The 26,836-nt window shown below is 67.4% G+C and carries 25 protein-coding genes and 1 pseudogene; 10 read left to right on the forward strand and 16 right to left on the reverse strand.

The window, feature by feature from the left end; genetic code table 11:
• The first annotated feature begins 10 nt into the window (after window positions 1-10).
• On the forward strand, window positions 11-1,261 hold the full coding sequence (gene hflX / locus EIP85_RS00465) for a GTPase HflX (protein WP_127900170.1): 1,251 nt from the start codon (window positions 11-13) through the stop codon (window positions 1,259-1,261).
• 7 nt (window positions 1,262-1,268) lie between these two features.
• On the opposite strand, the gene EIP85_RS00470 is transcribed toward hflX, so the two are convergent.
• On the reverse strand, window positions 1,269-3,740 hold the full coding sequence (locus EIP85_RS00470) for a penicillin acylase family protein (RefSeq protein ID WP_127900171.1): 2,472 nt from the start codon (window positions 3,738-3,740) through the stop codon (window positions 1,269-1,271).
• Between the two features lie 79 nt (window positions 3,741-3,819).
• Between EIP85_RS00470 and EIP85_RS00475 the strand changes: the two genes are divergently transcribed.
• Window positions 3,820-4,692, forward strand: a complete 873-nt coding sequence (locus EIP85_RS00475) for an NAD(P)-dependent oxidoreductase (protein ID WP_127900172.1) — start codon at window positions 3,820-3,822, stop codon at window positions 4,690-4,692.
• A 121-nt stretch (window positions 4,693-4,813) separates the two neighbouring features.
• Here EIP85_RS00475 and EIP85_RS00480 read toward each other — a convergent pair whose 3' ends face one another.
• Window positions 4,814-5,395, reverse strand: coding sequence for a lipid-binding SYLF domain-containing protein (locus EIP85_RS00480; RefSeq protein WP_422067199.1), 582 nt, complete (start codon window positions 5,393-5,395; stop codon window positions 4,814-4,816).
• A gap of 151 nt (window positions 5,396-5,546) precedes the next feature.
• On the reverse strand, window positions 5,547-6,551 hold the full coding sequence (gene hemB, locus EIP85_RS00485) for a porphobilinogen synthase (protein WP_127900173.1): 1,005 nt from the start codon (window positions 6,549-6,551) through the stop codon (window positions 5,547-5,549).
• 134 nt (window positions 6,552-6,685) lie between these two features.
• Here hemB and EIP85_RS00490 point away from each other — a divergent pair, with 134 nt between their 5' ends.
• Both EIP85_RS00490 and mfd read left to right on the forward strand, forming a co-directional pair.
• Window positions 6,686-7,213 (forward strand): component of SufBCD complex, encoded by a 528-nt coding sequence (locus EIP85_RS00490; protein WP_127900174.1) that lies wholly within the window; start codon window positions 6,686-6,688, stop codon window positions 7,211-7,213.
• Window positions 7,214-7,475: 262 nt separating this feature from the next.
• Window positions 7,476-10,949, forward strand: a complete 3,474-nt coding sequence (gene mfd / locus EIP85_RS00495) for a transcription-repair coupling factor (protein WP_127900175.1) — start codon at window positions 7,476-7,478, stop codon at window positions 10,947-10,949.
• An 18-nt stretch (window positions 10,950-10,967) separates the two neighbouring features.
• Here mfd and EIP85_RS00500 read toward each other — a convergent pair.
• Window positions 10,968-12,197 (reverse strand): annotated as a pseudogene (locus EIP85_RS00500) (multidrug effflux MFS transporter); the annotation flags it as partial.
• Between the two features lie 114 nt (window positions 12,198-12,311).
• A complete protein-coding gene (locus EIP85_RS00505) occupies window positions 12,312-12,998 on the reverse strand; it encodes a DsbA family oxidoreductase (RefSeq protein ID WP_127900177.1) in 687 nt (228 codons plus the stop codon).
• Between the two features lie 137 nt (window positions 12,999-13,135).
• Here EIP85_RS00505 and EIP85_RS00510 point away from each other — a divergent pair, with 137 nt between their 5' ends.
• On the forward strand, window positions 13,136-13,759 hold the full coding sequence (locus EIP85_RS00510) for a helix-turn-helix domain-containing protein (protein WP_127900178.1): 624 nt from the start codon (window positions 13,136-13,138) through the stop codon (window positions 13,757-13,759).
• 27 nt (window positions 13,760-13,786) lie between these two features.
• Here the strand turns inward: EIP85_RS00510 and EIP85_RS00515 are convergent, their stop codons facing one another.
• Both EIP85_RS00515 and EIP85_RS00520 read right to left on the reverse strand, forming a co-directional pair.
• Entirely contained in the window at window positions 13,787-13,900 is a 114-nt protein-coding gene (locus tag EIP85_RS00515; RefSeq protein WP_127900179.1) for an entericidin A/B family lipoprotein, read from the reverse strand.
• Between the two features lie 4 nt (window positions 13,901-13,904).
• Entirely contained in the window at window positions 13,905-15,722 is a 1,818-nt protein-coding gene (locus tag EIP85_RS00520; RefSeq protein WP_241559847.1) for an extracellular solute-binding protein, read from the reverse strand.
• A gap of 310 nt (window positions 15,723-16,032) precedes the next feature.
• Between EIP85_RS00520 and EIP85_RS00525 the strand changes: the two genes are divergently transcribed.
• On the forward strand, window positions 16,033-16,806 hold the full coding sequence (locus tag EIP85_RS00525) for a 3-hydroxybutyrate dehydrogenase (RefSeq protein ID WP_127900180.1): 774 nt from the start codon (window positions 16,033-16,035) through the stop codon (window positions 16,804-16,806).
• 18 nt (window positions 16,807-16,824) lie between these two features.
• On the opposite strand, the gene EIP85_RS00530 is transcribed toward EIP85_RS00525, so the two are convergent.
• The 3 genes from EIP85_RS00530 to EIP85_RS00540 all read right to left on the reverse strand — a co-directional run bounded on the left by EIP85_RS00530 (window position 16,825) and on the right by EIP85_RS00540 (window position 19,223).
• Window positions 16,825-17,406: a LysE/ArgO family amino acid transporter gene (locus EIP85_RS00530; RefSeq protein ID WP_241559848.1), complete on the reverse strand. Its 582-nt coding sequence runs from the start codon at window positions 17,404-17,406 to the stop codon at window positions 16,825-16,827.
• Between the two features lie 56 nt (window positions 17,407-17,462).
• Window positions 17,463-18,215 carry a DUF502 domain-containing protein gene (locus tag EIP85_RS00535; protein ID WP_127900182.1) on the reverse strand — a complete coding sequence of 251 codons (753 nt, stop codon included), beginning with the start codon at window positions 18,213-18,215 and terminating at the stop codon, window positions 17,463-17,465.
• Window positions 18,216-18,296: 81 nt separating this feature from the next.
• Window positions 18,297-19,223, reverse strand: a complete 927-nt coding sequence (locus EIP85_RS00540; RefSeq protein WP_127900183.1) for a pseudouridine-5'-phosphate glycosidase — start codon at window positions 19,221-19,223, stop codon at window positions 18,297-18,299.
• A 123-nt stretch (window positions 19,224-19,346) separates the two neighbouring features.
• On the opposite strand from EIP85_RS00540, the gene EIP85_RS00545 reads away from it, so the two are divergent.
• Entirely contained in the window at window positions 19,347-19,625 is a 279-nt protein-coding gene (locus EIP85_RS00545) for a hypothetical protein (RefSeq protein ID WP_127900184.1), read from the forward strand.
• 5 nt (window positions 19,626-19,630) lie between these two features.
• A complete protein-coding gene (locus tag EIP85_RS00550) occupies window positions 19,631-20,065 on the forward strand; it encodes a hypothetical protein (RefSeq protein ID WP_127900185.1) in 435 nt (144 codons plus the stop codon).
• 3 nt (window positions 20,066-20,068) lie between these two features.
• Here the strand turns inward: EIP85_RS00550 and EIP85_RS00555 are convergent, their stop codons facing one another.
• A complete protein-coding gene (locus EIP85_RS00555; RefSeq protein WP_127900186.1) occupies window positions 20,069-20,968 on the reverse strand; it encodes a PfkB family carbohydrate kinase in 900 nt (299 codons plus the stop codon).
• A 262-nt stretch (window positions 20,969-21,230) separates the two neighbouring features.
• On the opposite strand from EIP85_RS00555, the gene rpsB reads away from it, so the two are divergent.
• A complete protein-coding gene (gene rpsB, locus EIP85_RS00560) occupies window positions 21,231-21,992 on the forward strand; it encodes a 30S ribosomal protein S2 (RefSeq protein ID WP_127900187.1) in 762 nt (253 codons plus the stop codon).
• Window positions 21,993-22,073: 81 nt separating this feature from the next.
• The gene (tsf, locus tag EIP85_RS00565; RefSeq protein ID WP_127900188.1) at window positions 22,074-22,961 is read left to right on the forward strand and encodes a translation elongation factor Ts; all 888 of its coding nucleotides are present in this window, start codon (window positions 22,074-22,076) and stop codon (window positions 22,959-22,961) included.
• 379 nt (window positions 22,962-23,340) lie between these two features.
• Here tsf and EIP85_RS00570 read toward each other — a convergent pair whose 3' ends face one another.
• The 5 genes from EIP85_RS00570 to EIP85_RS00590 all read right to left on the reverse strand — a co-directional run bounded on the left by EIP85_RS00570 (window position 23,341) and on the right by EIP85_RS00590 (window position 26,803).
• A complete protein-coding gene (locus tag EIP85_RS00570) occupies window positions 23,341-24,084 on the reverse strand; it encodes a helix-turn-helix transcriptional regulator (RefSeq protein ID WP_127900189.1) in 744 nt (247 codons plus the stop codon).
• Between the two features lie 123 nt (window positions 24,085-24,207).
• The gene (gene gph, locus EIP85_RS00575) at window positions 24,208-24,852 is read right to left on the reverse strand and encodes a phosphoglycolate phosphatase (RefSeq protein ID WP_164871609.1); all 645 of its coding nucleotides are present in this window, start codon (window positions 24,850-24,852) and stop codon (window positions 24,208-24,210) included.
• A complete protein-coding gene (locus EIP85_RS00580) occupies window positions 24,849-25,400 on the reverse strand; it encodes a thioredoxin family protein (RefSeq protein ID WP_127900191.1) in 552 nt (183 codons plus the stop codon). Before EIP85_RS00580 ends, gph begins: the two co-directional genes overlap by 4 nt.
• A complete protein-coding gene (gene rpe, locus EIP85_RS00585) occupies window positions 25,400-26,104 on the reverse strand; it encodes a ribulose-phosphate 3-epimerase (protein WP_127900192.1) in 705 nt (234 codons plus the stop codon). The genes EIP85_RS00580 and rpe overlap by 1 nt, the downstream gene beginning before the upstream one ends.
• 273 nt (window positions 26,105-26,377) lie before the next feature.
• Window positions 26,378-26,803 (reverse strand): OsmC family peroxiredoxin, encoded by a 426-nt coding sequence (locus tag EIP85_RS00590; protein WP_127900193.1) that lies wholly within the window; start codon window positions 26,801-26,803, stop codon window positions 26,378-26,380.
• Window positions 26,804-26,836: the final 33 nt, after the last annotated feature.

Here is a 26,836-nt window from a genome sequence, read left to right on the forward strand (position 1 = left end):
GATCCCGCGCATGCGCGCTTACGTCCTGCATCCAGACCTGAAATCCGGCGGCTCCCGCCGGGAACCTTCGCTCGCCCTGGCGGAAGCCGTGGCGCTGGCCGAGGCCCTGCCGGATCTCGAGCTCTGCGGGGCCGAGATCGTCCGTGTTGCGCGCGTCGCGCCAGGCACGCTTTTCGGCAAGGGCAAGCTGGAGGAGCTGAAGAACCGGCTGCAGGCCGAGGAGGTCGGCCTGGTGCTGATCGACGGGCCTGTGACCCCGGTCCAGCAGCGCAACCTCGAAAAGGAATGGGGCCTCAAGCTCCTCGACCGGACCGGGCTGATCCTCGAGATCTTCGCCGACCGCGCCCGCACGCGTGAAGGCGTGCTGCAGGTCGAGCTTGCCGCGCTTTCCTACCAGCGCACTCGGCTGGTGCGGGCCTGGACCCACCTCGAACGCCAGCGCGGCGGGCTCGGCTTCGTCGGTGGCCCCGGCGAGACCCAGATCGAGGCCGACCGCCGTGCCATCGACGAGCAGATGACGCGCCTGCGCCGCCAGCTCGACAAGGTGGTGAAGACCCGCGAACTGCACCGCGCCGCGCGCCGCAAGGTGCCGTTCCCCGTGGTTGCCCTCGTGGGCTACACCAACGCCGGGAAATCCACGCTTTTCAACCGCATGACAGGCGCGGAAGTGATGGCGAAGGACATGCTCTTCGCCACGCTCGACCCGACGATGCGGGGGATCGAGCTGCCCTCCGGCCGCCGGGTGATCCTGTCGGATACGGTGGGCTTCATCTCCGACCTGCCGCACGAACTCGTCGCCGCCTTCCGCGCCACGCTGGAAGAGGTGCTGGAGGCAGACCTGATCCTGCACGTCCGCGACATCTCGCATCCCGAGACGGCGGAGCAGGCGGAGGATGTGAGGACGATCCTCGCCCGTCTCGGCGTTGATGCCGAGGTGCCGCAGCTCGAACTCTGGAACAAGATCGACCTGGTCGGGGGCGAGGCGCGCGCCGCGCTCGAAACCCAGGCCGCGCGGACGGAGAACGTCTATGCCGGCTCCGCCCTGACCGGGGAGGGGCTCGACCCGCTTCTGGCCGCGATCTCCGCCCGGCTTGACGAGGAGCGGATCGAGGAAGTCCTGGAGCTGCCCTTCTCGGACGGTCGCCGCCACGCCTGGCTCCACGCACAGAACGCGGTGACGGCGGAACAGCGGGGCGAGGACGGCTGGCGCATGGTCCTGCGCTGGACAGCCCGCCAGAAGGCGGACTTCGCCCGGCTCTGAGGCCGTCTCAGCCCCCCGACTTCTCCGGCCTCAGATGGGTGATCCCGATCGCGCCCGCGCGCGCCAGCCCGGGGTCGAGCGACATCGGGATATACTCGCCCCGCCGCCAGAGTTCCCCGAGGTTGTCGTAGAACCGGCTGAGGGGCTGGCCCGACTGCCCGGTGGCGGTGATGAAGACAGAGCTGTCGGGGTCGGCGAAGTCATAGACCCCGCGATAGCCCGGCCCATGCACGTCGAGGAACGGATCCGGCCCGAAGCCCTTCGACACCCCCCGGTCCAGCGTGTTGTCCCCGCCCGACACCGACTGCCGTATGTTCACGAAATAGCGCAGCACCGGGATCTTGCCCAGCACCGGATCGTCATGCGCCGCCTGATGCGCGTCGCCCCAGCGCCAGCTCTCGATGTTCGGCCCGTAGCGCTGCTTCAGCCACAGAAGGGCATCGTCGAGCGACATCTTGGCGACATCGTCGCAGCTTTCGACCTTGGTCGACTGCTTCACGTCGCACCAGACCGCGGCGCCATCGGTGTTGCGGAAGACGCGCTCTATGAAGATCGGGTCGAGATGGCGGAAACTGTCGGCCAGCGGCCCCAGCTCGTCGCGGATGATGCGGTCCTGCAGGAACCACATCCAGGTCGCGTAGATCAGCGGCTCGGGCATATGCTCGTTCATGTCGCCGTTCCAGTTGGCAAGCAGCGCGAGCGCCTTCTGCCGCATCGCCTTCGGCGTGCCCGCCGGCGCCTGCTCGCCCTCGTACCAAAGGTTGCGCGCGATCAGCGGCAGGAGGTGCCGCGCCGTCGGGCTGACCGTGTCGAGCTGCGCCTCGATGAAGCTCTCTCGGGTCTGCACGTCGCGGCTTTTCATCAGCTTCAGCAGCCGCTGGATGCGCTGGGTGTCGCCCCAGTCGAAGGTCAGGTTGTTGGGGAAGGGCCGGTCCACCACCTTGTTGTTGGTGTTCAGCAGGATGCCCGAGGCGGGATCGACGAAGCGCGGGTTGTCGGAATAGGGATACATCCCCAGCCAGCGGTTCTGCGGCAGCCAGCCCTGGTTCGGCATCCGGCCCTGCGTGGTGTTGCGGGCGTCGCGCTTCGGCATCCGCCCGATCACCTGCATGGCGATGCCGTGCTTGTCGGCCAGCATCAGGTTCTGCGCCGGGGCGATGTACAGGCTGCCGGCCTTCAGCGCCTGGTCGATGTTCTGCGACATCATCAGGTGGATCGCCGCCGTCATCGAGGTGTCATCCGGGCTCAGCGCGGTCCAGGACAGCGACATCACGTCCCCCGGCGGGGTGATCTCGCCGAGGTTGTAGAGCGATCCCGGCAGCACCGGCCCGTTGTCCGTCCAGCGCAGCGTCAGCGTCTTCGGCGCCGCGCCCTTGATGCGGATAATCGACTTGCGGGTGACGAAGGGCTTCCAGCCGTCCGGTGTTTTGTATTCGGTCGGATCCTTGGGGTTCACCTGCTCGATATGCAGGTCCTGGTCGTCGAGCCCGGTCGTCGTCAGCCCCCAGCCGAGCTTGTCCGACCTGCCAAGCAGCACCACCGGCATGCCCGGGATCGTCGCCCCGATCACGTCGCCCGATTTCAGGTGCAGGCGCGCGAGATACCAGAGCGTCGGCGCCTGGAACCCCAGGTGCGGGTCATTGGCCAGCAGCGAGCCGCCCGCGGCAGAACGCGCTGGCGCGGCCGCGAAGGCGTTGGAGGCGCCGAGGAAGGCGCGGTCCTTCACCGGCGACAGCGGATCGGGAGAGATGTCCAGCGCGGCGTAGCTCTTCTGTACCTTCGGGAACAGGCTCGCATAATTCGGCAGCGCCGCCACCGGGTCCTGCGGATCGGTGGGCATGATGTCCTGCACCCGTGCCGGCGGCAGGATCAGCGACAGCCGCGCGCGCAGCACCTCCTTCTCCAGGCCGGAGGAGATCTGCATCGACATCAGCTTCAGAATCGCCAGCGAATCCGCCGGCGTCCAGACCGCGATCCGGTTCGAGAACAGGAAGAACTGCGGCGCGCCGCGGCCAAGCGCATGGGTGTTGACGATATGGATCCAGGCGTTGACGCCTGCGGCATAGGCTTCCAGCGCCTGCCGGGTCTCCGGGTCCTGCGCGGCGAGGGACTTCTGGGCAAGTCCGTAGAAGTCCAGCCGCCGCATCAGCTCGTCGATCTTCTCGGTGCGCTTGCCGAACAGCTCGGAAAGCCGCCCCTCCGCCGTTCGCCGCATCATCGTCATCTGCCAGAGCCGGTCCTGGGCATGGGCGAAGCCCAGGCCGTAGAAGCTGTCGGCATCGGTCTGGCCGAAGATATGCGGCACGTCGGCATTGGTGCGCACGATCTGCATCGGCGCATTGATGCCCGCGACGGCATAGGAAGCGTTGTAATCCGGCAGCGAGCGCGACAGAAAGTAATAGGCCAGCGCGCCGGCGGCCACGGCAAGAATGACGATCCCCGTGAAAAGACGCAGGAGCCAGCGGAACAGGATGATCAAGAGGGCCTCGGCTTGACGGCTTCGGGGAAGCGGTTAGGTAGGGTCGAGGATTAATCGAAAGCGCCGGAGGGGGGAAGTCATGGCGAAGGTTGCATTTCTGGGACTCGGGGTCATGGGCTTCCCGATGGCCGGGCATCTGAAGGCCGCCGGGCATGAGGTGACGGTCTACAACCGCACCGCAGCCAAGGCCAAGGCCTGGGTGGAGAAGCATGGCGGGGCGATGGCCGCAACCCCGGCGGAGGCGGCAAGAGGTGCCGCATTCGTGATGGCCTGTGTTGGCAATGACGACGATCTGCGCGCAGTCTGCCTCGGCGATGACGGCGCCTTTGCCGGGATGGAGGCGGGCGCGGTCTTCGTCGACCACACCACGGTCTCGGCAAAGGTGACGCGGGAACTGTCGGCAGCGGCGGGCGAAGCGGGCATCGGCTTCGTCGACGCGCCGATCTCCGGCGGGCAGGCGGGGGCGGAGAACGGCCAGCTCTCCGTCATGTGCGGCGGGGCGGAGGCGGATTACGCCCGCGCCGAACCGGTGATCGACGCCTATGCCCGCATCTGCCGCCGCATCGGCGAAAGCGGCGCGGGGCAGATGACCAAGATGATGAACCAGATCTGCATCGCGGGCCTGGTCCAGGGCCTCGCCGAGGCCCTGCGATTCGGCGAGAAGGCCGGGCTCGACGGCCGCGCGGTGGTGGAGGTGATCAGCCAGGGCGCGGCCGGCTCCTGGCAGATGGCCAACCGCCACGAAACCATGCTGGATGGCAAGTTCGACTATGGCTTCGCGGTCGACTGGATGCGCAAGGACCTCGGCATCTGCCTTGCCACCGCCGACGAGATCGGCGCGCCGCTGCCGGTCACGGCGCTGGTCGACCAGTTCTACAAGGAGGTCCAGGCCATGGGCGGCAGCCGCTGGGACACCTCCTCGCTGATCGAGCGCCTGCGCCGGATGAGCTGAGGCCCCGGGGGGCCGTAAACGCCAAAGGCCGGTCTTGCGACCGGCCTTTTTTTTCCGTTGCCCTTCTTCCGTCCGCAAATATCCCGGGGGTGCGAGGGCCTGACCCCCGCGGTTTCGCCCCTTACGGGATGATCCGGGTGTATTTCGTCCCCTGCAGCGAGGCCCCGGCGATCAGCCCGGCCTGGCCGAAGACCAGCGCCACCACCGGCGCCATCTCGGTCGTGGTGGAGACGCCGGCATTGCCGGCCTTGTCGCTCAGCGCATAGGTGAGATTCGCCCCGGCGGTCCAGCCGTTGGAGCTGCGGAAGTCCTCCAGCGCAGGCTGCGTCATGAAGAACAGCGCATGGGCATATTGCTGCGCGCCGATCTGCAGCCCGAAGGAGGCCTGGGTGGCGGCATAGTAATCCACCGTCACGCCGTTGATGCGCAGCGCGCCGCGCCCGTAGGCGCCGCCCACCATGAATGCGCCCTGGGTGATGAGTGGCATGTAGAGCACGCCCACCGCCTTGCGCGTCAGCTCGTCGGTGCCGGGGAAATGCTGGTGAAGATATTGCACCTCGGCATTGACCCGCGCGTCGATCGTCGCGCCGTTGGAGTTGCCGATGCCGTTGCCGCAGGCGGCCAGAGTGGCCAGGCTCGCCGCGGCACCGCCGCTGGCGAGGAACCGCCGCCGTGTCACTAGGTTCATGAGATCCGTCGTCATCTGCTTACCCGTTTCTATGCCTGATCTGCCTCTGGGCGAACCGCCCGATCTTGCGCCGTTGCCCGGCTTATCCACCAAGGATAGGGCGTTTGCGCGCCCCTGTCATCATGTTCCGCGCGCGCGGCCCGGGCCGGCGGGGCCTTGCCGAAGCTCAGGCCGCGGGGCCCATCAGCGCCGCCGCTTCGGGCGCGAAATAGGTCAGGATTCCGTCGCAGCCGGCGCGCTTGAAGGCCAGAAGGCTCTCCATCATCACTCGCTCGCCATCGACCCAGCCGTTCAGCGCCGCCCCCCGCAGCATCGCGTACTCGCCGGAGACCTGGTAGGCATAGGTCGGCACGCCGAACGTGTCCTTCACCCGGCGGCAGATGTCGAGGTAGGGCATCCCGGGCTTCACCATCACCATGTCGGCGCCCTCGTCGAGGTCGCGCGCGACGAGCCGCAGCGCTTCGTCCGAATTGCCGGGGTTCATCTGATAGGTCTTCTTGTCGCCCTTCAGCGCGCCCGAGGCGCCGACCGCGTCCCGGAACGGCCCGTAAAAGGCCGAGGCGTATTTCGCGGCATAGGACATGATGGTCACATTGCGGTGACCGCCGGCCTCCAGCGCCGTGCGGATCGCGCCGATCCGCCCGTCCATCATGTCGGACGGGCCGAGGATATCCGCCCCCGCCTCGGCCTGCGCCAGGGCCATCTTCACCAGCGCCTCGACCGTCTCGTCATTGACGATCTCGCCGTCCACCACGAAGCCGTCATGGCCGTCGACGCTGTAGGGATCGAGCGCGATATCGGTCATCACCGCGATCTCCGGCACCCCGGCCTTGATCGCCCGGATCGCCCGGTTGGTGAGGTTCTCGGGGTTCCAGGCCTCGGCGCAATCCGAGGTTTTCAACGCCGGATCGGTATAGGGAAACAGGCAGATGGCGGGAATGCCGAGACCCGCCGCGCGTTCCGCCGCCGCCACCACGCGGTCGACCGAGAGCCGGTTGACCCCGGGCATGGAGGCGATCGGTTCCTCCATATTCTCGCCATCGCGCACGAAAACCGGCCAGATGAAATCCTTCACCGTCAGCCGGTTTTCCTGCGCCAGGTCCCTCAGCGCGGCGCTGGCGCGCATGCGACGGAGGCGGGCTGCGGGGAAGGGGGCAGGGGAATGCGGCATCGGCTTGCTCGGCTCTAGGGATGTCAAGGGTTTGCGTGGCACGGATTTCGGCGTATCTCAAGCATAGGGTAGCGAGACAAGGCGCCACAGGGCCGCCGGTGAACAGTCAAGCAGCAGGCAGGGGACGGGCGGCGGTGAAATTCTACCAGATGGTCTTCCAGCTGATCGACCTCAGGTCGTTCTCCAATCTGTGGTTCTGGATCGCTCTGGCGGTGGCATGGTCCTCGACCAGCCACTGGGTGCTGGGCGTTCCCTACGACATGGTCCTGCGCGCGAAGCGGCAGGGCGGACAGGCACTGACCGACCTGGAGGATATCACCCGGATCAACGTGAACCGGATCCTCTATATCGCCCGAACCTCCGGGATCTGGCTCATGGCGTTCTTGTTCTTCGTGCTGACCACGCTGGTCGTGCTGGGCTTCTACTACCGGGTGGAATTCGCCCAGGCGGTGTTCCTGCTGGGCGCGCCGCTGAGCGGCGTCGGCGCGCTCAGCATCCGCACGGCGCGCTTCATCGAGGCGGGCGAGGACAGCGGCGAGAAGCTGCAGCACAGGCTGCACATTCACCGGATGACAACGCAGTTCATCGGTATCCTCGCGATCTTCGTCACCGCCATGTGGGGCATGTACCAGAACATCAACATGAGCATGTTCGGGCACTAAACCCGGGTCGCGGCAGAGGGCAGCACCCGACCGCGGGTGGGCGCGGCGGCGTAATCGGTCTGTCCGTTTATGGCGAAGGTCCCCCGACGGCATTCTCGCCGTTGCGGGTGAAGAAGCGCCCGCCCGTCCGGGCGGTCGGGCGCTGCCCGGCGGTGCTGCGCACCGCGTATCGGGCGGGGGCTGCGCCCCCAGGAAGGACAGGCGCAACCCTTTGGCGTCAATTTCGATTGACACCGCGGCCCCGTCGGCTAGCTCAGGCCGGATGACGGACAACCTCAGGATCACGCTGGGCGGCGCGCCCGAGGGCTTCGACGCCCGGCTCCTCGCCCGCGAGGCGGAGAAGACCGGCCGTCCGGTCATCCATGTCGCCCGTGACGACAAGCGGCTGGAAGCGATGCGCACGGCGCTCGCCTTCTTCGCGCCCGAAGCGGTCGTCCTGACCCTTCCCGCCTGGGATTGCCTGCCCTACGACCGCGTCTCGCCCAACCCCGAGATCTCGGCCGCCCGCATGGCAACGCTGGCCGCGCTTGCCCATGGCGTCCCCGGGCCCTTCGTCCTTCTGACCACGCTCAACGCGGCCGCCCAGCGGCTTCCGGCGCGCGACCTTCTGCGGACCGCCTCCTTCTCCGCCCGCGTCGGCCACCGGATCGACGAACCCGCGCTGCGCGACTTCCTCGCCCGCATGGGCTTCTCGCAAAGCTCCACCGTCTCCGAACCCGGCGACTACGCCATCCGCGGCGGCATCATCGACATCTACCCGCCGGGCGAGGGCGGCCCGGTCCGGCTCGACCTCTTCGGCGACGTGCTCGACGGCGCCCGCCGCTTCGATCCGGTCTCCCAGCGCACGACCGAGAAGCTTTCGGTGGTAGAGCTCGCCCCCGTGTCCGAGGTGATCCTCGACGAGCCCTCGATCACCCGCTTCCGCCAGAACTACCGCATCGAATTCGGCGCCGCGGGCACCGACGATCCGCTCTACGAGGCCGTCTCTGCCGGGCGCAAGCACCAGGGGATGGAGCATTGGCTGCCGTTCTTCCATGACCGGCTGGAGACGCTTTTCGACTACCTGCCCGAGGCCTCGGTCCTGCTCGACGACCAGGTCACGCCGGCGCGGCTGTCCCGCTGGGAGGGGATCGCCGACCAGTACGAGGCGCGGCGCGAGGCGATGACCGCCAAGGGCCGCATCGACAGCGTCTACAAACCCTGTCCGCCGGGCCTCCTCTACCTCGACGATGCGGCCTGGGAGGCCGCGCTCGATGGCCAGCGCGTCGTGCAGCTGAGCCCGCTGCCCCAGGCGGCGGGTCCCGGCATGGCCGACGCTGGCGGCCGTATCGGGCGCAATTTTGCCCCCGAACGGCAGCTTGAAAGCATCAATCTTTTCGGTGCTCTGGCCGATCATCTTCGCGCAAAACGCAAGGTCGGGCAGGTCGTCGTCACCTCCTATTCCGAGGGCGCGCGCGAGCGGCTGAAGGGGCTGATGGAGGATCAGGGCGTCGAGGGCGCGCTGGAGATCGACGACATTCGCGCCATCCCCGAGGGCAAGGGCGGGCTGTTCCTCGCCATCTGGGCGCTGGAACACGGATTCGAAAGCCCGGGCCTGACGGTCGTCTCGGAACAGGACGTGCTGGGTGAACGCCTCATCCGCGGCCAGAAAAAACGCAGGAAAGCCGAGAACTTCCTGACCGAAGCTCAGTCGCTTTCCCCGGGCGACCTCGTGGTCCATGTCGAACATGGCGTCGGCCGCTACACGGGGCTGGAGACGATCCAGGCCCTCGGCGCGCCGCACGAATGCATCGCGCTCGAATATGCCGAGGGCGCGCGGCTCTACCTGCCGGTGGAGAACATCGAACTTCTCAGCCGCTATGGCCATGAGGAGGGGCTTCTCGACAAGCTGGGTGGGGTCGCCTGGCAGGCCAAGAAGGCGCGGCTGAAGAACCGCATCCGCGAGATCGCCGACCGCCTGATCCGCGTTGCGGCCGAGCGCCAGCTGCGCCACGCCCCGATCCTGGAGGCGCCGCACCAGGCGTGGGAGGCCTTTGCCTCGCGCTTTCCCTACCAGGAGACGGACGACCAGCTCGCCGCCATTGCCGATGTAACCGAAGATCTGGACCGCGGCATCCCGATGGACCGGCTGATCGTCGGCGACGTGGGCTTCGGCAAGACCGAGGTGGCACTGCGCGCGGCCTTCGGGGCCGCAATGGCCGGCGTGCAGGTCGCCATCGTCGCCCCCACCACACTGCTGGCCCGCCAGCACTACCGCACCTTCGCCGAGCGATTCCGCGGCTTTCCCATCGCCGTCCGCTCGCTCTCCCGCTTCGTCTCCGCCCGCGACGCGACGGCGACGCGGGCCGGGCTGGCCGACGGCACGGTCGATATCGTCGTCGGCACCCATGCGGTGCTCGCCAAGGCGGTGAAGTTCAAGAACCTTGGCCTTCTGATCATCGACGAAGAGCAGCACTTCGGCGTCACCCACAAGGAACGGCTGAAAGAGCTGCGTTCGGACATCCACGTCCTGACGCTCACCGCCACGCCGATCCCGCGCACGCTGCAGCTTTCGCTGACCGGGGTGCGGGATCTCTCGATCATCGGCACCCCGCCGGTCGACCGCCTCGCCATCCGCACCTATGTCAGCGAGTTCGACACGGTGACGATCCGCGAGGCGCTTCTGCGCGAGCATTACCGGGGCGGGCAGAGCTTCTTCGTCGTCCCCCGCATCGCCGACCTGCCGGACATGGAAGCCTTCCTGCGCGACCATGTGCCGGAAGTCACCTTCGTCGTGGCGCACGGGCAGATGGCGGCGGGTGATCTCGACGACCGGATGAACGCCTTCTACGACGGCAAGTACGATGTGCTGCTGTCGACCACGATCGTGGAAAGCGGCCTCGACATCCCGACAGCCAACACGATGATCGTGCACCGCGCAGACCGTTTCGGGCTGGCGCAGCTCTACCAGATCCGCGGTCGTGTGGGGCGGTCCAAGACCCGCGCTTACTGCTACCTGACCACCAAGCCCCGCGCGCCGCTCACGCCGCAGGCGGTGAAGCGGCTGCGGCTTCTGGGCTCGCTCGACAGCCTCGGCGCGGGCTTCACGCTTGCCAGCCAGGACCTCGACCTGCGCGGCGCGGGCAACATCCTGGGCGAGGAACAGTCCGGCCATATCACCGAGGTCGGCTACGAGCTTTACCAGCACATGCTGCAGGAGACGATCGCGCGCATCAAATCGGGCGAGATCGACGGGCTCAGCGGCTCCGACGATCAATGGGCGCCTCAGATCAACCTCGGCGTGCCGGTGCTGATCCCGGAAAGCTACGTGCCGGATCTCGACATCCGCCTCGGCCTTTACCGCCGGCTCTCGGGCCTGACGACGAAGGTGGAACTGGAGGGGTTCGCGGCCGAGCTGATCGACCGTTTCGGCAAGCTGCCGCGCGAGGTGAACACGCTGATGCTCGTCGTCCGGATCAAAGCGATGTGCAAGCGCGCCGGCATCTCGCGGCTGGACGCGGGCCCGCGGGGCGCCACGATCCAGTTCCACAACGACAAGTTCGCCAACCCGGCCGGCCTGGTCGAATTCATGCAGGCGCAGGGCGGGGCCGCGCGGATCAAGGACAACAAGATCGTCATCGCCCGCGAATTCCCTGGCGAGGGCGAGCGGATCAAGGGCGCCTTCGCGATCGCAAGGGATCTTGCCGAGAAGGTCGTCAAACCCAACCAGAAGCCGGCGAAGGCCGGGGCGCGCTGACGCCCGGCCGCTCCGGCCTCACCGCGGGATGGTCTTCATCAGCCCGAACCCTGTCACCGCCAGCCCGGCCGTCGCCGCCATCAGCGGCACCGGCGTTCCGTCGAAGGCCAGCCCGATCGGCACCGCGATCCCGACAGAGACAACCGTCGCGATCGCCCCGTTGACCGAGGCCGCCATGCCCGCGATATGGCCCAGCGGTTCCAGCGCCAGCGCGTTGAGGTTGCCGATGGTCAGGCTCGCCATGATGAAGACGCCGGTGTTCCAGGCCAGGTAGGCCGGAAATGCCAGCCATCCCGGCAGAAGCCCCTGCGAGAAGGCCACCACCAGCGCGGCCGAAAAGGCCACCTGCACCCCCAGCGCCAGCGTGATCAGGTGCCGCATCCCCAGCCGCAGCACGAAGGTCGCGTTCAGAAGGCTCGCCCCGCCCGAACTCAGCGCGATGGCGGCGAACCAGAACGGGAAGCTCGCGCCCCGCCCGAAGGTGATGGAGAAGATCTGCTGGGTCGAGGACAGCGTGGCGAAAAGAACGCCGTAGACCAGCGTCTGCACCGCGGTGGCGGTGACCACCGGGCGATGGGTCATCACCTCGCGGAACGCCGCCGCCAGCGGGCCAAGGCGCAGCGGGCGGCGCTTGTCGCGGGCCAGCGTCTCGGGCTGGCGCAGGGTCATCCAGCTCGCCATCGTGAAGGCGAAGACGATCAGCGCGCCGAAGATCCCGCGCCAGCCGAAGGCCGCGATGATCACCGTGCCGACCGACGGTGCGATGGCCGGGACCAGCGTGAAGACCATCATGATGAACGACACGATCCGCGCCATGTGGCGGCCGGAATGCAGGTCGCGCACCAGCGCCAGCGCCGCGATCCGCGGCCCGGAAGATCCCAGCCCCTGCAGCACCCGCGCCGCCAGAAGCATCTCCAGAGACTGGGCCGAGGCCGCCAGAGCCGCCCCGATGGCATAGATCGCCACACCGCCCAGGATCGTCGGCTTGCGCCCCACGGTGTCCGAGATCGGGCCGGCGAAGAGCGTGCCGACCCCGAGCCCCAGAACGAAGGAGGTGACGATCAGCTGCGCGCGGTTCACGTCCTCGGGCGTAAGCTGCGCCGCGATCGAGGGCAGGGCGGGCAGCATCCCGTCGATGGAGAAGGAAACCACGGCCGACATCATCGCCATCAGGGTGATGAACTCCGGCTGCTTCATCGGGCGCGTCGGCATGTCTCTGTCCTGGGGCGGGAAGGCCCGCAGGCGAAACTCCGCATCCCTATCCTGAAAAAGTGATTGGTCTTTGGCGAGACCTACAGGCCGATCCCGGGCACCGCCAGAGCAAAAACGCCCCGGCGGCCAAGATCGGGACCGCGGCCGGGATCAGCCCTGGGCCGTCCCCTCTGCAGGCCCCTCCGAAGGCCCCTCCGCCTCGGCCTGCGCCTGCTCGGCCAGCTCGGCGATGGCCTTGCGCCAGAGGTCGGCGGGCTGCGCGCCCTGCAGCACGTAGCGGTTGGCGATGACGAAAGTCGGCACCGCGCTTACCCCGCGCTCGCGGGCGTGGGCGTCGCGGGCAAGGATGCCCTCGCGGTCGGCGTCGCTGTCCAGCAGCCGCACCAGCATCTCGCGATCAAGGCCCGAGGCCGCGCCGATGTCGGCCAGCACCGCCCGGTCGCCGATATCGCGGCCCTCGCGGAAATAAGCCCGGAACAGCGCGCCCTTTACCATGGATTGCCGCCCCTCCAGCCCCGCCCAATGGATCAGGCGGTGGGCATCCAGCGTGTTCGGCGTGCGGGTGATGCGCGAGAAGTCGATCTCGATCCCCGCCTCGCGCGCGGCATGCTCGATCCGGTCGTAGATCGCCGCCGCCCGCTCGCGCCCGCCGAACTTCTCGGCAAGGTAGCTCGCCCGGTCCGCGCCGCCCGCCGGCATGTCGGGGTTCAGCTGGAACGGATGCCACTCGATCTCGAACATATGGCCCGGCTCGGCCTCCAGCGCGCGGTCGAGATAGGTCTTCCCGATATAGCACCAGGGGCAGACGGGATCGGAGAAGATATCGAGCTTGATCATGCAGGGCCTCGTCATCCGGCCGCGGGCCGGCCGGTTTCATTGCTGGTCCGGTTGTAGGGCAGGGCGGCGGGATCGGCAAACCCCGCCCGCGCGCGATTTCTTGCCAGCCTGCCCCCGCATGGCGTATTTGAGCCTGCATGACCAAGCCCGATCCCACCGCCATCATCCGTATCGCCCGCGAAAGCGGGGCCGAGGTGACGCCCGCGCCGCTCGACCTCGGCCACCGGGTGCGCGAGCTCAGGAAAGAGCGTGGCTGGACTCTGGAACAGGCGGCGGTCCAGGCCGGGCTGGCGCGCTCGACGCTGTCGAAGATCGAGAACGGGCAGATGTCGCCCACCTATGACGCGCTGAAGAAGCTGGCGCTCGGCCTGTCGATCTCGGTGCCGCAGCTCTTCACGCCGCCCTCGAACACCCAGGTGAACGGCCGCATGGCCTTCACCCGCTCGGGCGAGGGGCAGGCCCACGCGACGGCCACCTACGAGCACGAGCTTCTGGCAAGCCAGCTGCGCGCCAAGCAGATGCTGCCCTACCGTGCCCGGGTCCGCGCCCGCTCGGTCGAGGAATTCGACGGCTGGGTCAGGCACGACGGCGAGGAGTTCCTCTACGTCCTGACCGGCACGATCCGGCTCTATACAGAGTTCTACGAGCCGCAGGACATGCGCCGGGGCGACAGCGCCTATTACGACGCCACAATGGGCCACAACGTCATCTCCACCTCGGAGGAAGACGCGCTGATCCTCTGGGTCACGTCGCTGGTCTGACCGGCCCGGACGGCGCCGGGCCGCCGATCAAAGCGAGTTCTGCACCGCATGGGCGGCGCCGGAGATATCCTGGCCCACGCCCGCGACCGTGTTGCAGCCGCCCAGGGCCGCAACCAGCGCCATCAGCACGAAGATCCGCATCTGCTTATCCCTTGTACCACCAGACATTGGGCATGAAGCCCGGCCAGTCGCCGTAGATCGGCAGCTTGTTCGGATAATGCAGCGTCTTTGCGTGGGCAAGATAGGAGCTGCGGCGATACCAGATCGGCACCACGTAGCGCCCTGCCATCAGCACCCGGTCCAGCGCCTTCGCCGCGGCGGTGAAATCCTCCTGGCTGGTGGAGCTGACCATCTTCGCGATCAGCGCGTCGATCGCCGGCTGGTCTGCCCCCATCAGGTTGCGCGTGCCCGGCGTCTTGGCGCCTTCAGAACCCCAGTAGAGCGTCTGCTCGTTGCCCGGCGAAAGCGACAGGGCCAGGGTATAGTTGGTCATGTCGAAATCGTATTTCAGCGTCCGCTGCACGTATTGCGCGGAATCGACCGAGGTGATGTGCATCGTCATCCCCAGCCGCTTCAGGGCAGAGGCATAGATCTGCGCGGCAGAGACCATGTCCGCATCGCCCTGCGGCAGAAGCAGCTCGAAATCGAAGGCCTCACCCTTGGCATTGCGCAGAACACCCTGGTTATCGGCGTTCCAGCCGGCTTCCGACAGCAGGTGCATCGCCGCGCGCAGGTTGCGGCGATTGGCCTCCGTCCCGTCGGAATTCGGCAGCGAATAACCCCCGATCGCGCCCGGGAACAGGCTCGCCTTGAACGGTTCCAGATCCGCCAGCACCCGGCCCTTGGCCGGCCCGTGATCCATCCCGAGATAGGAGTTCGAGTAATAGGAGGTGATCCGGGGCAGGGCGCCGCCGTTCAGCGTCCTGTTGACGAACTTGAAGTTGAAGGCGTCGATCATCGCCTGCCGCACCCGCCAGTCCGAAAACAGGGGCTTGCGGGTGTTCATCACGAAGCCCGCCATGCCGGAGGGCCGCTGGCTCGGGATCTCCGATTTCACCACGTCGCCGGAGCGGACGGCCGGGAAATCATAGGAATTCGCCCATTTAGCGGGGTTCCCCTCGCGGTAGATGTTCAGAAGGCCCGCCTTGAAGGCCTGGAAGGCCACGTTGCCGTCGCCGAAATACTCGTCCTTGATCTCGTTGAAGTTCCACTGGCCGCGGTTGAAGGGCAGGTCCTTGCCCCACCAGTCGGGGTTCTTCTTGAAGGTGATCTCGCGCCCCGGGTCGACCTTGTCGACGACATAGGGGCCCGAGCCGATCGGCGGGGTCATCGAGGTGGCGGTGAAATCCTTGCCCGCCCATTGCGCCTTCTCCAGCACCGGGCGCAGCGCCATCAGCAAGGGCAGTTCCCGGTCCTTGATCTTGAAGGTGATCTTCAGCGAGCGCGGCCCGGTCTGCTCGATCCCCGAGACCTGGCGCCAGGCGGTGCGGTAGCGCTCGTCGCCCTCCGTCCCGACGGTCTTGAAGGACCAGATCACGTCCGCCACCGTCACCGGCTTGCCGTCGGAGAATCGGGCCTTCGGGTTCAGCGTGAATTCCACCCAGGAGCGGTCCGGCGGGGTGGTGATCGATTCGGCCAGAAGCCCGTAAAGCGTGAAGGGTTCATCGTAGCTGCGGCCCATCAGGCTCTCCACCGTCAGGGGGGAAAGCCAGTACGGCGCCCGGCCCTTGATGATGAAGGGATTGAGCGAATCGAAGCCGCCGACATCGCCCATCACCAGCGTGCCGCCCTTGGGCGCGTCGGGGTTGGCATAGGGCAGGGACACAAAGTTCTGTGGCAGCGCCGGGGCGCCATACATAGCTATGCCATAGCTCGTGTCCGCGCCGGCCCATCCGGGCTGCAGCGCAAGGGCGAGGGCGAGCGCCGGAAAGACCCGGCCGGGGCGGAAACTCAGTGGCTTCATCACGGCTACAATTCCTTTCGCCCTTGCCTGTCTGCTGCTTTGACTAACCGCGCTTTCGTGGAAATTCAAACTTCTAGCTTCCATTCCCGATCAGTTGTGCGTATAAAAGGGGCACTGCTCGATAGGTTTCTTGCCTGTATGAAACCTGCCTCAATAACTGAACGCCCGCCTCGTGCGGGCGTTTTTTTTGGCCCGCTTTCCCGCCACTGTCGCGTCACGTCTCTGCGACCCGGGCTGGCAGCCACGGCTGGCGGTGGACATGTGATCTGCGTAGGCTCGCGCAGGCAGCCGTATCAGGAAAGGCAATTTCATGACGCTCTCAGGAAGAACCGCAGTCATCACCGGATCGAACTCCGGCATCGGGCTCGGGATCGCCCATGAACTGGCCAAGGCCGGGGCGGATGTCGTCCTCAACTCCTTCACCGACCGCGACGAGGATCACGAGCTCGCCGAATCACTCGGCCGGGAGCATGGCGTGAAGGCGCGTTACATCGCGGCCGACATGTCCAAGGGCGACGACTGCCGCGCCCTGATCGAGAAGGCCGGCCGCTGCGACATCCTGGTGAACAACGCGGGCATCCAATACGTCTCGAAGATCGAGGAGTTCCCGGTCGAGAAATGGAACGGGATCCTCGCGATCAACCTCTCCGCCTCGTTCCACACCATCGCCGCCGCGCTGCCGGGGATGCGCGAGGCCGGCTGGGGCCGGATCGTCAACATCGCCTCTGCCCACGGGCTGCGCGCCTCGCCCTTCAAGGCCGCCTATATCGCCGCCAAGCACGGTCTCGTGGGGCTGACGAAGACGGTCGCGCTGGAAACGGCAGAGGCCAAGATCACCTGCAACGCGATCTGCCCGGGCTACGTGCTGACGCCCCTCGTCGAGGCGCAGATCCCCGACCAGATGAAGGCCCACAACATGGACCGCGAGACGGTGATCCGCGAGGTCATGCTGGACCGCCAGCCCTCCAAGGAATTCGCCACGGTGGAGGAGATCGGCGGCACCGCGGTCTTCCTCTGCTCCGACGCGGCGGCGCAGATCACCGGCACGACGATCTCCGTCGACGGCGGCTGGACCGCGATGTGAAGCACGTCCGGGCGGCCCTCAGTGCAGGGCCGCCCAGGCGAATTCGGTGGTCACCAGGCTCGCCGCGATCGACCACATGATGACCGCGATCAGGAAATCGAGCACCCGCCAGGCCCGCCGGCTCTGCAGATAGGGCGCCACCAGCCGCGCGCCGTAGCCCAGCAGGGCGAAGAACGCGAAGGAGGCCGTCGTCGCCCCCGCCGCAAAGGCCGCCTTGGGCCAGATCCCCGTGAAATGCGTGGAAACCGCGCCCATCAGCGCCAGCGTGTCGAGGTAGACATGCGGGTTCAGCCACGTAAAGGCCAGCCCGGCCATCAACGTGGCCTTCAGCCCGCGCCCGTCGGTCTCGAGCGCCAGCGCCCCGTCGCCCCTCAGCGCGGCGCGGAAGCGCATGCCGCCATAGATCACCAGGAAGGCCGCGCCGACGGCGGAAAAGACCGCCGGCAGTTCCGGCACCAACCGCATCATCGCCCCGAACCCGGCCACCCCGGCAGAGACGAGCACGGCGTCGGAACAGCCGAACAGCACGATCAGCGGCAGCACATGCCGGCGCATCAACCCCTGCCGCAGCATGAAGGCATTCTGCGCCCCGATCGCCATGATAAGGGAAAATCCTGTCGCGAAACCAGTTACATAGGCACCGAACATCACCTGCCCTAAAGCTCCTCCTCGGACTTGGGCTCGGGGGCCTTGCCGCGCCGCCGCGCCGCCTCGCGTCCCCGCTCCTCAAGCTGCTGCCTCGGGGGTGGATAGACCAGCCCCGCCGAAATGATCAGTTTCGCGGCATCCTCGACGGTCATGTCGAGCATCACCACCTCGGAGGCCGGCAGGTAGAGGAGGAAGCCGGAGGTGGGGTTGGGTGTGGTCGGAAGGAAGACCGAAAGGATCTGCTCGTCCCCCGGCACCTTTTCCTGGATCTCGCCCTTTGCCGCGGTGGACACGAAGCCGATCGCCCAGATCCCCTTGCGAGGGTATTCGACGAGACAGGACTTCTCGAAGCTCTTCTCGGACTGGGCGAAGACGGTCTCGGCGATCTGCTTCACACCGCTGTAGACAGAGCGGACGACCGGCATCCGGTCGACCAGCCGCTCGGCCCGGCGGATCACGGAGCGCCCGATCAGCCCCTTGGCCAGCCAGCCGACGACGACGGTGAAGACCAGGAAGATGATGACGCCCAGGCCCCGGATCGGCAGTTCGGCCCCCGGGCCGAAATACCGCCGCATGAAGACCTCGGGGCGATAGGAGTAGGGCACGAAGGGCAGCACCCAGCTGTCGATCAGCCCGGTCACCGACCAGATCAGGTAAAGTGTCAGGGCGATCGGCAGGATCACCACCAGACCGGTCAGGAAATTGGCACGCAGCCGCGCGAGAATGCCGCGGCGATGGCTGTGATCCTGTTCGTCGCTCATTCGACCGGCACCCCCGTGTCAGCGCGCGTCACGCTAAGGTGTTGATGGTAAGGATGCAACTCCAGCGTGTTGCACCCGCTCTCAATCCGCGACCCCGGAGGGGATTGCAGCGGCGATGGCGACCGCGATCGCAGACGCCAGCCGGGCGTTGTTCAGCACCAGCGCGATATTGGCTTCCAGCGACCGACCCTCGGTCAGCTCGAAGATCCGCTGCAGCAGGAAGGGGGTGACGGCCTTCGCCGCGATCCCCTTTGCCTCGGCCTCCGCCAGGGCCTGTTCGATCACCGGGATCATCACCTCGCGGGCGATCTCGGCCTCGGCCGGGATCGGGTTGGCGATCAGCTGCCCGCCCGGCAGCCCCAGCCGCCCGCGCATCAGATGCGCCGCGGCGATCCCCGCCGCCGTGTCGATGCGCAAGGGCGCCGGCAGGCCGGAGCTGCGCGACCAGAAGGCCGGCAGCTCGTCCTGGCCGACCACGATCACCGGCACGCCCAGCGTCTCCAGCACCTCCAGCGTCTTCGGCAGATCAAGGATCGCCTTCGCGCCCGCCGCAACCACCGAAACTGGCGTTTCCGAAAGCTCGCGCAGGTCGGCGGAGATGTCGAAGCTGCGCTCCGCCCCGCGATGGACACCGCCGATGCCGCCGGTGGCGAAGACCGCGATCCCCGCCAGATGCGCCGCGATCATCGTCGCCGCCACCGTCGTGGCCCCGGTCCCGCCCGAGGCCATGCAGGCCGCAAGGTCCGCGCGCGAGAGCTTCGCCACGCCCGAGGCCTGCCCCAGCGCCTCCAGCTCCGCGCCGGTCAGCCCCACGTGCAGCCGCCCGTCCAGCACCGCGATCGTGGCCGGCACCGCACCCGACGCGCGCACTTCCGCCTCCACGCTACGCGCAGTCTCGACATTCTGCGGCCAGGGCATACCGTGGGTGATGATCGTCGATTCCAGCGCGACCAGCGGCGCGCCGTTGGCACGGGCCTCCTTCACCTCGGGGGAATATCGAATGTCCATGCCTGCCTCGTGGTTTCTCGAACGTGTCCCGCATATCCCAAGCGGCGAACTGCTGCGCAAGGGGTGGGGTTTTCGCAATCCTTGCCTAAGTAAGTACCGATGAAGAAGAAAAGGAGATCTCAGATGGCAGATGGCAGCAAAGCCGCCGACAGCCCGGATCTCAGCGCCGAGATCGCGACGCTCCGCAAGGAGATCGAGGCGCTGGCCGGCACCGTCTCCCGCATCGGCCGCGCCGGTGCGGCCACCGCGCGCGGCGCGGCGGAAGGCCGGATTCACGAGGGCGCCGAGGCGATCGGCGGGGTGGAGGAGAAGATCCTCGCCCAGACCAGGGATCACCCCTGGCGCGTCCTCGGTCTCGCGGCCCTCGGCGGGCTGGTCCTGGGCCTCGTGCTGCGGCGCTGAGCGGCATGAAGGCGCTCTGGCGGATCCTGCGCGCCGGCCTCGGCGCGGAGCTTGACCTCTGGCGCGGGCATGCCCGGCGCCGGATGGGGCTTCTGATCGCGGCTGCAGCCTTCGCGGCGCTGGCCCTCGGGCTGGCGATCGCCTTGGGGATCTATGCGCTGGCGCTCTGGCTCGGCCCCGCCGGCGCGCTTGCCGTTGCGCTGGCGGTCTCGATCCTGATCTGCCTGATCCTTCTGATCGCGCTGAAGCTGGAGGCCCGCGGCCATGCTCGCCGCGTCGCCCTTCGCGCCGCAGAGCGGCGCCGCACGATCGACGCGGCGATCCTCAGCCTGCTGCCCTCGCTGCGCGGCTCGACGCCGGCGCTTTTCGTGGGTCTCGCGGTTCTCGCGCTGACGCTGCTTACCGGCCCGTCCCGCAAGGACGATGACGACGACGCATAGGCCTCAGCCGGTATCGCCCGAGATGTGATCCGCCGCCGCGGCCAGCGCCGCGTCAAGCGCCTCCTCCGGCCCCGCGCCACGCAGTTCGGCCACGACATGGGCGGCCATGAACGTGTCGCCCGCGCCGGTCACCCGCGTCACCATCACCGGCGGCGGCGCCTTGACGGTGATCCCGCGGGCGGAGCCTTCCGCGCAGGGCCGCCCGCCATCGGTGACCAGCACCCGCGCCGCGCCCCGTGCCAACAGCTCCTGTGTGGCGGCGGCGGCCTCGGCGAACCGGGTCTGGCACAGGATCCCGGCCTCCTCCAGATTGACGTAGAGCACCGCGCGCGGATGCCCGATCAGCGGCCTCAGCCGCTCCGCCTTGCCGGGGGAGGCCGGCGCGATCCGAAGGTCGGCCGCGGCGAAAAGCGGGCTCTCCGCGATCTCGGCCAGAAGCGTGACCGTCAGGTTCCCGTCCAGCGCCACCGGCCCGGCCCAGGGCGCGCCCGCGCTGCCCAGCCGCCCGTCTTCCAGGGGCGCCAGGATCCGTGCGCCCGCCGCCTCCAGCGAATGCGCGTCCGCGACCGCGGCGATCAGCCCGTTCGCGCCCTCGACGGCCATGTAGCGGTCGGTCGGCAGGTCGGCAGAGCGGTAGACGTGATCCGTCACCAGCCCCAGATGCCGGCAGGCCGCGATCAGTTCCTCGCCCTCCGCATCCCGGCCGACCACAGTCAGAAGCCCCGGACGCAGCCCGAAGCGCGCCAGCGTCATCGCGATATTCATCGCCACGCCCCCCGGCAGCCGCTCGATCCGGCCCGGCACGTCGGACCCGACATGCATGTGAAACGGTGCCCGGCCGATGATGTCCCACAGGACGGAGCCGATGCAGAGGATGTCGGGCAGGGCAGGGGTCTCGCTCATCGCTTTCCTCTGCCCCGGCGCGGGGGCCTCTGGCAAGAGGGCACGGCTTCCCAGGCTCCGCGCCCCCGGCGTCTTCCTGCCCCGGATACTCCCGCCACAGGCGCAACGGCGGCGGGGGCTTGCAAAGCGCCCCGGTCCGCTATAGACGGCGCTCACTTCACAGGCGGGGCTGGGCCCGAGCGGGAGAAATCCCCGAAGGTCCGCCGGTTGTGCCGGAGCGATCCGGTATCAAAACCCCGCCGAGGCGCAAACCGGAAAGGACATGGACATGGCGCTCCCCGAATTCTCGATGCGTCAGCTCTTGGAAGCTGGCGTTCACTACGGCCACCAGACGCAGCGCTGGAACCCGCGCATGGCGGAGTTCATCTACGGCGACCGCAACGGCATCCACATCGTCGACCTGACCCAGACGGTGCCGATGCTCGACGCCGCGCTGAACGTGATCCGCGAGACCGTCGCCAAGGGTGGCCGCGTTCTCTTCGTCGGCACCAAGCGTCAGGCCCAGAAGCCGATCGCTGACGCCGCCGAGAAATGCGCGCAGTACTACATGAACCACCGCTGGCTCGGTGGCACGCTGACCAACTGGCAGACCGTCTCGAAGTCGATCCAGCGCCTGAAGAACCTCGACGAGGTCCTGGGCGCCGGCGCCGAGGGGCTGACCAAGAAGGAACGCCTCGGCATGGAACGCGAGCAGGCGAAGCTGCAGTCCTCGCTCGGCGGGATCCGCGAGATGGGCGGCGTGCCGGACCTTCTGTTCGTCATCGACGTGAACAAGGAAGACCTGGCGATCCTCGAAGCCAAGAAGCTTGGCATCCCGGTCGTCGCCGTGGTCGACACCAACTGCTCGCCCAAGGGCGTTGACTACGTCATCCCGGGCAACGACGACGCGGCCCGCGCCATTGCGCTCTACTGCGATCTGGTCTCCCGCGCCGCGCTCGACGGGATGTCGGCCCAGCTCGGCGCCGCCGGCGTCGATCTCGGCGCCCTGGAAGAGGCCCCCGAGGAAGACGCGGCAGAGGCCTGAGGCCCCCCGTCATCGTCATGTGACCGGGCGGGGTGATAACCCCGCCCGCAATACTCATTCGAGAACCTTAGGAGATCCGTGATGACGATCACCGCCGCGATGGTGAAGGAACTGCGCGATTCGACCGGCGCCGGTATGATGGACGCCAAGCGCGCCCTGACCGAAACCGAAGGCGACATGGAAGCCGCCGTCGACTGGCTGCGCACCAAGGGCCTGGCCAAGGCCGCCAAGAAGGCCGGCCGCACCGCCGCCGAAGGCCTCGTCGGCGTGACCGTCTCCGACGGCCGCGGCGTGGCGCTTGAAATCAACTCCGAAACCGACTTCGTCGCCAAGAACGAGGACTTCCAGAACCTCGTGCGCGAAATCACCCGCGTTGCCCACCAGGTCGGCGACTCGGTGGAGGTCGTGAAGGCGGCCGACCTCAACGGCAAGACCGTCGAGGACGTGCTGAACGAGTCGATCGCCCGGATCGGCGAGAACATGACCCTGCGCCGGCTGCACGTGCTGGAAGGCGACACGGTGGTCTCCTACGTCCACAATGCCGCCGCGGACGGCCTCGGCAAGATCGGCGTGCTCGTCGCGCTGAAGGGCCCGGCCGCCAAGGCCGAAGAGATCGGCCGCCAGTTCGCGATGCATGTCGCCGCGACCAACCCGGCCTCGCTGGGCGAAGCCGACCTCGACCCGGCCCTGATCGAACGCGAGAAGACCGTGCTGTCCGAACAGGCCCGTGAATCCGGCAAGCCGGAAGCGGTGATCGAGAAGATGATCGAAGGCCGGATGAAGAAGTTCTTCGAGGAAGTCACCCTCCTCGGCCAGAAGTTCGTCATCAACCCGGACGTGACCGTGGCCCAGGCGGCCAAGGACGCGGGCGTGGAGATCACCGGCTTCGCGCGCCTCGCCGTCGGCGAAGGCATCGAGAAGAAGGAAGAGGATTTCGCCGCGGAAGTCGCCAAGACCCTCGGCGGCTGATCCCGGCACCAGAGACTGACGAAAGGCCGCCCCCCCGGGGCGGCCTTTTTCGTTCTCAGGTCGGGAAGGAAGGAAGGCCGGGGCAGGACGCAGGACACCTTCGAAAAAGAGTGGGAACGGTGGGCCGGCCGGCCACACCGTTCCCCTGTGCCCGCTCGTTTGGGGATGAAGTAAGAGCACAGATACGCGCCGACGGGGACCGGTGGACTATGCGCCGGCCCCCGATCGGCTGCGACGGCGGCCGGCTGTAATCCCAACACGCCCGACGTCACGTTCCTTGGCCAAAGCCACCACTCTCGGAACGCTGTCAAAGTGCGCATTTACGTTACGTCAGGATAGTCCGGGATTCCTTACCTTGCGGCTGATCCGCCTCCGGCTCTTACGCGTCGGAGGAGAAAATCATATGGAGTCGCGAGGCTTTAGCCACCGCATGCGCGGTTGTGTCGACATCCAGCGCCTCGCGCGCCAGCCGCAGGTGCTTCTCGACCATAGCCGTCGAGATGTTCATCAGAACCGCAATATCCTGCGTCGTCTTGCCCTCTGCCACCCATTCCAGCGCCTCGCGCTGGCGCTGGGTCAGGGCGCGCGGACCCTGCCGGGGAAGGTTCGTCACCTTCAGGTGCAGCAGCGTGGAGAGTGCGATCAGATGCCGTCTGTTGGACTCGAAGACCTCGTCCACCGCGTCCTGGCTCATCCCAGGCCCGCCGACCAGGCCGATCGCGCCCTTCGAGCGGGTGGAGACGTCCTTGAAGCTCACCGTATATCCGGTCACGATGCCCATGAGCCGGTTGAACTCGATCACCCGCCGCGCCGCAGGGCTGAGCGTACCCTCGGCATAGGCCCTCGCCACATGCCGCCAGCTCTGCGCACCGACGTTCTCCGCCGCCCAGCGGACCATCGGCGCGTCGCGGTACATCTCCTTGCCGATGAAGGTGTCCATATAGGCGGCCTCGTGGTTCGAGAGGTAGACCGCGTTGTCCAGCCCGTAGGGATCGCCCTGCTGGTCCAGCGAATAGCCATAGAGAACCCTCTGGAACCCGAAGCCGGCCACGGTCTCCAGATAGAGCTGCCAGACCTCGGGCACCGTTCCGGCCTCGAGCATCCGTTCGAAGGTTGCCAACATCGTACTACCGCACCGCGAGCCCGTGCGGGCCCGTACTACCCCATCCCATTTATATTCACTGCCAGTGAAAACGGGATTTGTCGAGCCTAAGCCGCCCGCGAGGCCGCCGATCCGATGGCGCGATCAGCGCGCGATCCGGCCCAGAAGCGCCGGCAACAGCCCGAAATCCGCGAACCCCGCGTCATGCGGAAGCTCCGCCTCGGGCGTCCTACGATAGCCCTCGGTGTGCAGAACGAAGGCCACGCCCGCGCGCGCCGCCGTTTCGGCATCGACCTCGCTGTCGCCCACATAGACCGCTGGCCCCGCGCCAAGCGCCTCCAGCACCGCGCGCAGGGGCGCCGGGTCGGGCTTGCGCTGCTCCATGCTGTCGCCGCCCATCACCGAGGCGAAGAGCCCATCCAGCCGGTGATGCTTCAGCACGGCCAGCGTCGCGTCATAGGGCTTGTTGGTGCAAAGCCCGAGCGTCCAGCCCGCGGCGCGGAGCGCCTCCAGCGCGTCCTGCGCGCCGGGATACATCCGCCCGGAGGTCGCTGCGATCCGGTCGTAATGCACCTGGACCCGGGCCAGGAACCGGGCAGGGGCTTCCTCCACCTGCCGCGCCGCGCGCACCCGATCGCAGAGCGTGGGCAACCCGTCGCCGATGAAGCTTATGACGCGGGACAGGTCGAGCGGCTCAAGCGACAGTTCCGCCAGCGCCAGGTTCACCGCCTCGCGGATATCGGGCGCGGAATCGATCAGCGTCCCGTCAAGATCGAAGACCGCCCTCATGCCTTCCACTTCAGCGAGCAGCCGATGGAGGGCACCTGGTCGGCCGGGCCATGTCCGGTCTCGGCCACCAGTTTCATGCCCTCGTAAAGCTCGCGCCGGGCGTCGGGCGGGGCCGGGTTGCGGCCGAAAGCGTCAAGCCTTCCGCGGTATTGCAGCCCGAAACTCGCGTCGAACCCGAAGAAATCCGGCGTGCAGACCGCGCCATAGGCGCGGGCAACCTCCTGGCTCTCGTCGTAGAGATAGGGGAAGGAGAACCCCTTAGCCTCCGCCAGCGCCTTCATCTCGGCGAAGCTGTCCTGCGGATAAGCCTCCGCGTCGTTCGACGAGATCGCGGCAACGCCGATGCCCAGTTCCTGCAACGCCCGGGCATCGCGCAGGATCCGGTCGAGCGCGGCTTTGACATAGGGGCAATGGTTGCAGATGAACATGATCAGCGTGCCGCGCGGACCGGCTACATCGGCCAGGGAAAGTTCACGCCCATCCGTAGAAGGAAGCCGGAACTCCTTGGCTTTCCATCCAAAATCACAGACCGGGGCCACCGCCGCCATCACGCAGCCTTTCCCGCAACCGCCGCTTCCGCCGCCGTGCGGATCGCCCGGATATTGTTGCCATAGGGCGCCGGCGCCGAAACCGAGCCGCCGGTAAAGACGGCCGATCCCGCCACCAGCACATCGGCGCCCGCCGCCGCGACGAGCGGCGCCGTTTCCGGCGTAATGCCACCGTCGACCTGGATATGCACCGGACGGTCGCCGATCATCGCGCGGAGTTTCGCGATCTTCTCCAACTGCGGGGCGATGAATTTCTGCCCGCCGAAACCCGGGTTGACGGTCATAACCAGCACCAGATCGACCATGTCCAGAAGGTATTCCACCGCCTCGATCCCGGTTCCGGGGTTCAGCGCAAGTCCGGCTTTTTTTCCTGTCGCACGAATGGCTTGCAGCGTGCGGTGAACGTGCGGACCGGCCTCCAGATGCGCGGTGATGACATCGGCACCAGCCGCGGCATAGGCCTCGATATACGGGTCCACCGGCGCGATCATCAGATGCACGTCCATCACTGTCTTCACATGAGGACGGAACGCCTTCACGGCGGGCGGACCGAAGGTGAGGTTCGGCACGAAATGCCCGTCCATCACGTCGACATGCACCCAGTCGGCACCCTGATCCTCCACGGCGCGGATCTCGCGGCCGAAGTCGGCGAAATCGGCGGAAAGGATCGAGGGCGCGATCCTGATCGAACGGTCGAAGCTCATGCGTCCTCCTTGGCAGTCCTGCATGACAGCCGGATGTGCCCAGCCTCTAGCGCGAAACGCGGCCCGCCGTCCAGCCTTCGACCCGCGACAGAGGCGCGCTGGCACTGGGCCAGGCGGGGCGCAAACCACAATGCCGTAACAGCATCCGCTATGCCTCTGGCAGACAAGTATATTACATAATATCGATTATAGGCATTTCGGATGTCCAACGCCGGACACCCGCCCCCGGGCCGCGGATCGCTCTCCACGGCCCCCTGCGGCGTGTGGCGCGGCTCAGCCCAGCGTCACCGTCATCGTGACTTCCGCCTTCAGCAATTTCGAGATCGGGCAGCCGGCCTTTGCTGTGTCCGCCAGCTCTTTCAGCGTCGCGTCCGGTGCGTCGCCCATGATCGTCACGTCCAGGTGCGCGGCGGTCACCGTCGGGCTGCCCTCGGTCGACGGATCGAGCGTGATGGTGGACTTTGCCTTGACCGATCCGCCGGCCACGTCGGCCCCCTCCATCAGCGCCGACAGGAACATCGCGAAGCATGCGGCATGGGCCGCGCCGACCAGCTCTTCGGGATTGGTGCCGACCTTGTCCTCGAAACGCGTGGCGAAACTGTAGGACGCATCCTTCAGAACGCCGCTTTGGGTAGAGATCGTCCCGCTGCCGCCCTTGAGCCCGCCGTCCCAGTTCGCCGATGCCGATTTCCGGATCATGGTCCTCTCCTCATCCAGTTGCCCGGGCTCACG

The sequence above is a fragment of the Solirhodobacter olei genome (assembly GCF_004010155.1).
Classification (GTDB): domain Bacteria; phylum Pseudomonadota; class Alphaproteobacteria; order Rhodobacterales; family Rhodobacteraceae; genus Solirhodobacter; species Solirhodobacter olei.